Annotated in this window: 9 protein-coding genes; all 9 read left to right on the top strand. The window is 31.3% G+C overall.

The annotated features are described in order from the left end of the window. Window positions 1-1,437, top strand: a 1,437-nt coding sequence (locus tag ABWO04_RS07630) for a LysM peptidoglycan-binding domain-containing protein (RefSeq protein WP_353078801.1), incomplete at its 5' end; no start/stop codon positions are given. Beyond that, window positions 1,437-1,841 carry an OsmC family protein gene (locus tag ABWO04_RS07635; protein ID WP_353078803.1) on the top strand — a complete coding sequence of 135 codons (405 nt, stop codon included), beginning with the start codon at window positions 1,437-1,439 and terminating at the stop codon, window positions 1,839-1,841. The genes ABWO04_RS07630 and ABWO04_RS07635, both read left to right, overlap by 1 nt. Window positions 1,842-1,931: 90 nt before the next feature. Continuing rightward, window positions 1,932-2,159, top strand: coding sequence for a DUF3820 family protein (locus tag ABWO04_RS07640; RefSeq protein WP_353078805.1), 228 nt, complete (start codon window positions 1,932-1,934; stop codon window positions 2,157-2,159). A gap of 129 nt (window positions 2,160-2,288) precedes the next feature. Further along, a complete protein-coding gene (pyrG, locus tag ABWO04_RS07645) occupies window positions 2,289-3,896 on the top strand; it encodes a CTP synthase (RefSeq protein WP_353078807.1) in 1,608 nt (535 codons plus the stop codon). 83 nt (window positions 3,897-3,979) lie between these two features. Further along, complete coding sequence (yidC, locus tag ABWO04_RS07650; RefSeq protein WP_353078809.1) at window positions 3,980-5,875, top strand: membrane protein insertase YidC; 1,896 nt, start codon at window positions 3,980-3,982, stop codon at window positions 5,873-5,875. A 111-nt stretch (window positions 5,876-5,986) separates the two neighbouring features. After that, window positions 5,987-6,742 carry a toxin-antitoxin system YwqK family antitoxin gene (locus ABWO04_RS07655; protein ID WP_353078811.1) on the top strand — a complete coding sequence of 252 codons (756 nt, stop codon included), beginning with the start codon at window positions 5,987-5,989 and terminating at the stop codon, window positions 6,740-6,742. 13 nt (window positions 6,743-6,755) lie between these two features. Then, complete coding sequence (gene mnmA / locus ABWO04_RS07660) at window positions 6,756-7,943, top strand: tRNA 2-thiouridine(34) synthase MnmA (RefSeq protein ID WP_353078813.1); 1,188 nt, start codon at window positions 6,756-6,758, stop codon at window positions 7,941-7,943. Between the two features lie 35 nt (window positions 7,944-7,978). Further along, window positions 7,979-9,604 carry a S8 family serine peptidase gene (locus ABWO04_RS07665; RefSeq protein WP_353078815.1) on the top strand — a complete coding sequence of 542 codons (1,626 nt, stop codon included), beginning with the start codon at window positions 7,979-7,981 and terminating at the stop codon, window positions 9,602-9,604. A gap of 13 nt (window positions 9,605-9,617) precedes the next feature. Next, the coding region (locus ABWO04_RS07670; RefSeq protein WP_353078817.1) for an NAD(P)H-dependent flavin oxidoreductase at window positions 9,618-10,267 on the top strand (650 nt) is incomplete at its 3' end.

Consider the following 10,267-nt stretch of genomic DNA (forward strand, 5'->3'; position numbering starts at 1 on the left):
AAAGACACAAAATATTCGGTATCCAAAAAATATGGAATTTCAATTGAAGAGTTGGAAAAACTAAATCCAGAAATAGGAACTGAGTTTGAAATTGGAACCGAAATTCGATTAAAAAAAGGAGTTGTTTTGTCTTTGCCAAAATCTGTAAAAAATATAGTTTCCTCAGAAAATATTATTTCTCATGAAGTAGAAGCAAAAGAAACGCTGTATAGCATTTCGAAAAAGTATAATTTATCTGTAGAAGAAATAATTGCGAAAAATCCATCAGCAAAAGAGGGTTTAATAGAAGGTTCGTTGTTAATTTTACCAATGAAAAGTAGTATTGGCACCATAAAAGATTCAATAATTTTAAAGAAAGAAAAAGTAAATTTATTAGAAACCGTAAATAAAACCAAAAAAAGAAATTTAGTTTTATTAATGCCATTTAATATCAATAGAATTGAAAAAGATTCTTCTAAAACAAAAATCGAATATTTAAAAACAGATAAATTTTTAAACATAACATTGGATTTTTATGCAGGTGCGTTAAAAGCTATTGATTCAGCTAAAGTATTGGGATTGCCATTTAATGCGAAAGTATATGACACCGAATCTTCAAAATATTCATCTAATGTTGCTACAATTATAAAAAATAATGATTTTTCAAATATCGATGTAGTAATTGGACCTTTTACCAATTCTTTCGTAGAACTTGCTGGGCAATTAGTGGATAAAAAAACAGCTGTTATTTCTCCTTTAACGAATGATGTTGGGGTAGGTGGATCGAATGTTTTTTATGCTATGCCAAATGAAACCATTCAAAAGGAAAAATTAATGGCGTATTTGCAAACTAAATCGGATGCTATTTTCGCCATTCATTCCTCATCAAAATCAAAATTAAGTACTTATTTTTCTTCTAATTATCCTGGAGTTAAATCGTTTTATTTTAATGAAAAAGGAATTTTTGATTATGCGATTTTAAAATCTAATTTGCAAAAAGGGAAAAAGAATTTTGTGATTTTAGATTCAGATAAAATTATCCAAGTACTTTCTGTAGTCAATAATTTATTAAAACTTAAAAAAGAATTTGACATTCAACTGGTGGTTGTTGAAAGAAATGATGCTTTAGATTTTGAAGAAATTCCATCTAAAAATTTAGCTGCATTGCAAATGTTGTATCCTTCCGCTATTCGTGAGAATGAATCATCAGAGGCATTAATTTTTGCAAAAGCGTATAAAAAAGATAATAAAGTACAACCAAATCAATACGCAACTCGAGGTTTTGATGTGACTTTTGATGCTATTTTAAGAATGTGTCAGGAAGACGGATTTTTAAAATCTGCTGAGAGTCAAATTTCGGAGCAAATTGAAAGTCAGTTTAATTATTCTAATAGCAATAATTACGGCGTGTATATGATGTATTATAATTCTGATTTAACCATAAAACAAGCACAATAATGGCAACGACAAAAGTAACTTATTTAGGCGATTTAAGCACATCATCGATACATTTAGCTTCTGGTTCAGAAATTATTTCAGATGCACCTATTGATAACAATGGAAAAGGAGAAGCGTTTTCACCAACTGATACGGTAGCTAATGCTTTGGCAAGTTGTATGTTTACCGTAATGGGCATTAAAGCACAAGATTTAAACTTAGATTTTTCTAATTCTACAGCTGAAGTAACTAAAATTATGGGAACCGAACCAAGACGAATTGCAGAAATTCACGTTACTTTTTCGATGAATGTTGAAGTAACGGACAAAGAAAGAATCATCTTAGAGAAAACGGCAATGACTTGTCCGGTATTGAATAGTTTACATCTAGATATTAAAAAGGAAGTGGTTTTTAATTGGAAGTAATTTAAAGTTAGAAAATAAGCATACATTTATATTCTATACTATATTTTCTATATTCTATTTTCTATACTCTATATTCTATATTCTCAAAAAATGACCAACCAAGACCAACTCATCAAACTCGCTTATACGATAATGCCTTATGGAAAATTTAAGGGGCGTTATCTTATTAATTTACCTGAACAGTATGTTGTTTGGTACAAAAATAAGGGCTTTCCTGCTGGAACTTTAGGCGAACAACTTAAATTGGTGTACGAGCTAAAACTAAATGGATTAGAAGAATTAATTCATACTATTCAAAAAAAATATCCAAAACCCTAAAATTTAATACATAATTGACAATTTGACTTATTGATAATTGGCTAATTAATATTATCTTTGCGTGTTTTTAAATACAATATCAGAGCGAACATTTTGTATGTTCCTCAAAACAACACAACAAACAACAATATGAATCAAACAAAATACATTTTCGTTACAGGTGGTGTTACTTCTTCATTAGGAAAAGGAATCATAGCAGCATCTTTAGCAAAATTATTACAAGCCAGAGGTTACAGAGCAACTATTCAAAAATTTGACCCGTATATTAACGTAGATCCAGGAACTTTAAATCCATACGAACACGGCGAATGTTATGTAACAGATGATGGAGCAGAAACAGATTTAGATTTAGGACATTACGAACGTTTTTTAAATGTACCAACGTCACAAGCAAATAATGTAACTACCGGTAGAATTTATTTATCAGTTATTGAAAAAGAACGTCGTGGCGAATTTTTAGGTAAAACGGTTCAAGTTGTACCTCATATTACCAACGAAATAAAAGAACGTATGCAATTGCTTGGTAATTCGGGCGATTATGATATTGTTATTACAGAAATTGGTGGAACAGTTGGTGATATTGAATCGTTACCTTACATAGAATCTGTTCGTCAATTGGTTTGGGAATTAGGTGATACTAACGGAATTGTTATTCATTTGACGTTAGTGCCTTATTTAGCGGCTGCGGGTGAATTAAAAACAAAGCCAACGCAACATTCAGTGAAAACTTTGATGGAAAGCGGTATTAAAGCTGATATTTTAGTGTGTAGAACTGAACACGAATTATCTCAAGATTTACGTCAGAAATTAGCTTTGTTTTGCAATGTGAAAAAAGAAGCAGTTATTCAATCAATTGACGCTTCAACTATATACAAAGTGCCAAACTTTATGCAAGAAGAAGGTTTGGATAAAGTAGCACTTAAAAAATTAAATTTACCAGAAAAAGCGACTCCAGATTTAAAACAATGGAACGAATTTTTATATAAATTAGAAAATCCAAAACACGAAGTAAACATAGGTTTGGTTGGAAAATATGTTGAATTACAAGATTCATACAAATCCATTTTAGAAGCTTTTATTCACGCGGGTGCTACGCAAGAAACGAAAGTCAACGTGGTGAGTATTCATTCTGAATTTTTAGATAAATCGAATGTAGCTGATAAATTACAAGGATTAGATGGTGTTTTAGTAGCTCCTGGTTTTGGTGGAAGAGGTATTGAAGGTAAAATTGAAGCGATTAAATATGTGCGTGAAAATAATATTCCTTTTTTAGGAATTTGTTTGGGAATGCAAATGGCTTCTATTGAATTTGCAAGAAACATACTTGGTAAAAAAGATGCCAATTCAACAGAAATGAATGAAAACACAAGTTATCCGATTATCAGTTTAATGGAAGAACAAAAAACAGTTACTGAAAAAGGAGGAACTATGCGTTTAGGTGCTTGGAAATGTTCAATTAAAGAAAATACTTTAGCACACAAAATTTACGGAAAAACAAATATATTAGAGCGTCACCGTCATCGTTTTGAGTTTAATGGTGATTATTTAACAGAAATGGAAGCAGCTGGATTAGTAGCTTCTGGTTTAAACCCAGATACAGGATTGGTTGAAATCATTGAATTACCAAATCATCCTTTCTTTATTGGGGTGCAATACCATCCAGAATATAAAAGTACAGTTTTAAATCCACATCCATTATTTATGGGATTAGTGGCTGCAGCTGTTAAAAACAAATAGAATTGCTATATTGTAACGATTTTATTTAAACGCATACAAATTATAAATTTAATTCAACTCCGTTTGAGTTGCACATTCATATTATGGAAGAAAAAAAGTTTGACATTAAGTCGTTTATTGGTTTCACATTAATCTTCGGGATTTTAATGTGGATGATGTATTCAAACCAACCAACAAAAGAAGAATTAGCTGAAACTGCCAAAAAAGAACAAGCCGATAAAGAAGCAAAAACACCTAAAAGTGTAAAGCCAACTACAACTCAATTGGTTCAAAAAACAGATTCTACTGGGAAAATTTCACCAGAAGCTTTATCTAAATTAGGTGCTTTCGCTTATGCAGAATCATTACCTTCAGCTAAAGATAGCGCTACTTTATTAGCAAATAATGTATTGCGTTTAAACATTGCCAACAAAGGAGGGTACATTTCTGAAGCGACTATATTAAATGAAGAACAATTTAAAAAAGGTTCAGGAAAAGCGGTTCAAATTATCAAGGATAATAATGCGAACTTCAATTTAACTTTAACAACAAAAGACGGTAAAGTTATCAATACAAAGGATTTATACTTCGAACCAAAATATACGAAAGTAGGAAAAAATCAGGTAGTAACGATGCAATTAAAAACAGGTGAAAATCAGTTTTTAGAATACCGTTATGTAATGAAAGAAAACGATCATATGTTGGATTTTTCTATTCGTACACAAGGTTTGGAAAATGTATTAAATACTTCAAAACCAACCGATTTAGAATGGAATTTAAAAACCTATCGTAACGAAAAAAGTGTATCATACGAAAATAGATATACCGAATTAATTTACGAATTTGATAACGGAAAAGACGATTATTTAAATGCCGCTTCTGATAAAGAAGATACTGCGGAATCAGTTACTTATGTAGCTTTTAAACAACACTTTTTTACTTCTGTTTTATTAACAAACACACCATTTAAGAAAGTAGATTTAAAATCGGACAATTTAGTAGATGATGAAAAAGTAGATACTGTTTTTACTAAAAACTTTACAGCTAAAATGCCTTTAGAGTTTAAAAATGGCGCTTTAAATTATGATATGAATATGTATTATGGTCCTACCGACTATAAAACATTAAGTGCTTATGATAAAAACTTAGATGAATTGGTTTCATTAGGTTGGGGTATTTTTGGATGGATTAATCAATTTGTATTTATTCCATTATTTGGTTTGTTATCAGGATTTATGCCTTATGGTTTTGCTATTATCATCTTCACGATTTTAATTAAAATTGCGATGTCGCCTATAACTTACAAATCATTTTTGTCGCAAGCCAAAATGAAAGTATTAAAACCAGAAATTGCAGAATTGGGTGAAAAATTCAAAAATAACCCAATGAAAAAACAACAAGAAACAATGGCATTGTATTCTAAAGCGGGTGTAAATCCAATGGCGGGTTGTATTCCAGCATTAATTCAATTACCGTTTATGTATGCCTCGTTTCAGTTTTTCCCTTCTGCTTTTGATTTAAGACAAAAAAGTTTCCTTTGGGCAGACGATTTATCTTCATACGATTCTATTTATAAATTACCATTTAATATACCTTTTTATGGTGATCACGTAAGTTTATTTCCAATATTAGCCGCTATTGCTATTTTCTTCTATATGAAAATGACAACAGGCGACCAAGCAATGCAAGCGCCTCAACAAGAAGGTATGCCAGATATGGGGAAAATTATGAAAATTATGATTTATCTTTCTCCAATTATGATGTTGGTTTTCTTCAATAATTATGGTTCTGGATTGAGTTTATATAACTTTATATCTAATTTAATTACTATTGGAATTATGTTAGTGATTAAAAAGTATGTTGTTAACGAAGAAAAAATTCACGCACAAATTCAAGTAAATAAAACGAAACCAAAAACGGAATCGAAATTTCAAAAGAAAATGCGAGAGATAATGGAACAACAAGAAGCTCAAAAGGCATTAAACCAAAAGAAAAAATAAATTCTTTAAAAACCTGTTCTTGTTGAGAACAGGTTTTTTTATACTATTTTTGTAAAACAAACGTTGTATTATTTTAGTTAACACACACACTTAATCAAACTATAATAACATATGAAAAAACTAATTTTTATTACTTTTTTAGTACTTGCAAATTTGGTTTCAGCACAAGATAAATTAAATCAATTTGACGAACAAGGCTTACGTAATGGTTTTTGGAAAGGCGTTCACGAAGAAAGTAAACGTCCAAGATACGAAGGCACTTTTGAACACGGAAAAGAAGTTGGTACTTTTAAATATTTTGATGATACTAAAGCAGGTACATTAATTGCAACTCGCGATTTTTCAAAAGCAGACGGTTCTTGTTATACTATTTTTTTCGATCAAAAAGGAAATAAAGTTAGTGAAGGTGTTGTAAAAAACAAACTTTTTGAAGGGCAATGGAAATATTACCATCAAGAATCTAAAGATATTATGACGCTTGAAAATTATAAAAACGGGAAATTAAATGGTATAAGAAAAGTCTTTTATAAAGCTAATAAATTAGCTGAAGAAATAAATTACACAGATGGCAAGAAAAATGGCATTGCTAAAACATTTGCTGAAAATGGAAAGCAAATAGACCAACATCAATACGTTAATGATTTGTTTGAAGGTGTTGCTATTTATTTTGATGGGAATGGAAAAAAATTATACGAAGGAACCTATAAAAACAATGTAAAGGTTGGAATTTGGAAATTTTACGAGAACGACAAAGTTATAAAACAAGTTAAAGCGGATAAATTTTCAAAGGAATTAAAAAAAATGGAACAAAAATTAGCCAAAAAATTTGCTAAAAGTACTCCTGTAGAAAAACCAGTTGAAGAATAATAACAAAATATAAATGAAACGAGTAGTTGTAGGACTTTCAGGTGGAGTAGATTCAAGCGTTGCAGCCTATCTTTTAAAAGAGCAAGGTTATGACGTTATTGGACTTTTTATGAAAAATTGGCACGATGATTCCGTTACTATTTCAAATGAATGTCCATGGTTAGAAGATAGTAATGATGCTTTATTAGTGGCTGAAAAATTAGGAATTCCATTTCAAACCGTTGATTTATCTGAACAATATCAAGAGAAAATTGTTGATTATATGTTTTCAGAATACGAAAACGGACGAACGCCAAATCCAGATGTATTATGCAACAGAGAAATAAAGTTTGATGTTTTTATGAAAATCGCCGTTTCGTTAGGTGCAGATTATGTAGCAACCGGACATTATTGTAGAAAAAACACAATTGAAGTTAATGGAAAAGAAGTACATCAATTATTAGCTGGTAAAGATGACAACAAAGATCAATCGTATTTTTTATGCCAATTATCACAAGAACAATTATCAAAAGCATTATTTCCAATTGGTGAGTTAACCAAACCAGAAGTTAGAGAAATTGCCACTAAAATGGAATTGGTTACGGCTGAGAAAAAGGATTCTCAAGGCTTATGTTTTATTGGAAAAGTGCGTTTACCAGAATTTTTACAACAAAAATTACAACCAAAAGAAGGTACAATTATTGAAATTCCTTCTACTAATGAAATTTATAATTCTATACTTCCAAATTTTGAAAACACCGAAGCATCATTAGCTTTTTATGCTAAAAATAAAGACTATTCAAATGCAAACGGAATTGTAAAAGGAAAGCATCAAGGGGCTCATTATTTTACAAACGGACAACGTCGTGGTTTAAATGTTGGTGGTACAAAAGAAGGATTATTTGTCATTCAAACGGATGTAATAAATAATATTATTTATGTTGGAGAAGGCGCCAATCATCCTGGTTTATTCAAAAACACCTTATTCATAAAAGCAAACGAAGTACATTGGATTCGTAAAGATTTAAAATTGAAAACAGGAGAAACTAAAAATGTAATGGCACGAATTAGATACCGTCAGCCTTTGCAAAAAGCAACTTTACATCAATTTGAAAGAGGTATGTATGTACAATTTGAAAATCCTCAATCTGCAATTACCGAAGGACAATTTGTAGCTTGGTATATGGATGATGAATTGCAAGGTAGTGGTGTAATTTCATAAAATAAATTTGCTATATTTGAATACTAATTTTTAATATGAAAAAAATATATCTTTTATTATTTTTAGGAATTATCAACTTGAGTTTTGCTCAAATTGAAGATGCCTGGGTATATTTTAATAACAAGCCAAGTGCAGCAACTTATTTAGCTAATCCGCTAACAATTCTAACACAACGTGCTTTGGATAGAAGAATCGCTCAAAATATTTCTTTAGATGTTACAGATGTTCCTGTGGAGCAAAGTTATATAACTCAAATTGCGGCATCAACAGGTATAACAGTTATGGCAAAATCAAGATGGATGAATGCGTTGCATATTCGTGGTACTCAAACCAATATTCAAGCTTTAACAAATTTAAGTTTTGTGAATCACATTACTTTTGCCAATCATTCCTTAAATCCTGGTGGAAGAGTTTCTCAAAGCAATAAAATTTCAGCAGTAAACAAACAATTAGATACTCAAGTAATTTACAACTATGGTAATTCTCAAAACCAAATTGAAATGCTTAACGGGCATTTATTGCATCAACAAAATTATACTGGACAAGGAAAAGTTATTGCCGTTTTAGATTCTGGATTTTTAGGAGTTGATACAGCACTTCCATTTCAAAATTTAATTACAAACAATCAAATATTAGGAGGTTATAATTTTCCTGATCAAAACACTAATTATTTTTTCAGACACAATCACGGTTCAAATGTATTATCCACTATGGGCGTATTTGCAGAAGGGCAATTAGTTGGTACAGCTCCAAATGCAAAATATTATTTATTTATTACAGAAGATATCAATTCCGAAAATCCTGTAGAAGAATCCTATTGGGTGGAGGGTGCTGAATTAGCAGATTATTATGGTGCAGATGTAATTAATTCGTCTTTAGGATATTTTGGTTACGATAATCCTAATTATTCTCATCAATATGATGATATGATTGGGAATAAAACATTTTCTTCCCGTGGTGCCAATATGGCATTCAATAAAGGAATTGTAGTTGTAATTAGTGCTGGAAACTCAGGTGCCTCTAACGAGCCACATATTGGTACACCAGCAGATGCTATTGGTGCATTAACCATAGGTGCTGTTAATAGTTTAGAACAATATGCAACATTTAGTTCAATAGGCCCTTCTTATGATGGACGTGTAAAGCCAGATGTATGTGCAAAGGGTTTAGGCACAACCGTTTGTTCTCCAACAGGAACAATATACGCTTCAAACGGAACCTCTTTTTCGAGTCCTGTTATGGCAGGAATGGTAGCGACATTTTGGTCGGCTGTGCCCAATTTAACAGCTCAGCAAGTGGTTCAGTTCATTAAACAATCATCAGATAATTATAGCAATCCAACCATACAGAAAGGATACGGAATTCCAGATTTTCAATCGGCATTAACTGCGGCTTTAAATATGGAAATAATTGTTGATGAAGACCCAAAATATTTTACAGTATATCCAAACCCAACAGAAAATCTTATGTTTTTACGTCTTGAAGATGCTTCAGAAAAGGGTATGATTGAAATCATTAATACCTTGGGACAAAAAGTGGCTGAAAAAGGATTTGAAGGTTCTTATAATGCTTTTATAGATTTAGAAGATTTACCAAAAGGTATTTATTATTACAGGTATTTATCTACAAAAGAGCATATTGGTAAAATTATTAAAAAATAAGCAGATCAATTAAATGAATAAAATCACACAATTATTTGGAATTTCTTATCCGATTATTCAAGGTGGAATGATTTGGAATAGTGGTTATAAATTAGCAAGTGCAGTAAGTAACGCAGGAGGTTTAGGTCTTATTGGTGCCGGTTCTATGTATCCAGAAGTTTTGCGTGAACACATTCAAAAATGTAAAAAAGCAACATCTAACCCTTTTGGTGTAAATGTTCCGATGTTATATCCAAACATTGAAGAAATTATGCAAATTATAGTAGAAGAAGGTGTGAAAATTGTTTTTACTTCTGCTGGAAATCCTAAAACCTGGACCAGTTTTCTTAAAGAAAATGGAATTATTGTGGTTCACGTCGTAAGCAGTTCTAAATTTGCTTTAAAAGCACAAGAGGCAGGTGTAGATGCTGTTGTAGCCGAAGGTTTTGAAGCTGGCGGACACAACGGTAGAGAAGAAACGACAACACTTACTTTAATTCCAATGGTAAAAGAAAATATTTCTATTCCATTAATTGCAGCTGGTGGAATTGCCACGGGTAAAGGTATGTTAGCCGCTATGGTTTTAGGTGCTGATGGCGTTCAGATGGGAAGTCGATTTGCCGCTTCAATAGAATCAAGTGCGCATATTGACTTTAAAAAAACAATCTTAGAAACACAAGAAGG

Source organism: Flavobacterium sp. (genome assembly GCF_040382755.1).
In the GTDB taxonomy this organism is placed as follows: Bacteria; Bacteroidota; Bacteroidia; order Flavobacteriales; family Flavobacteriaceae; genus Flavobacterium.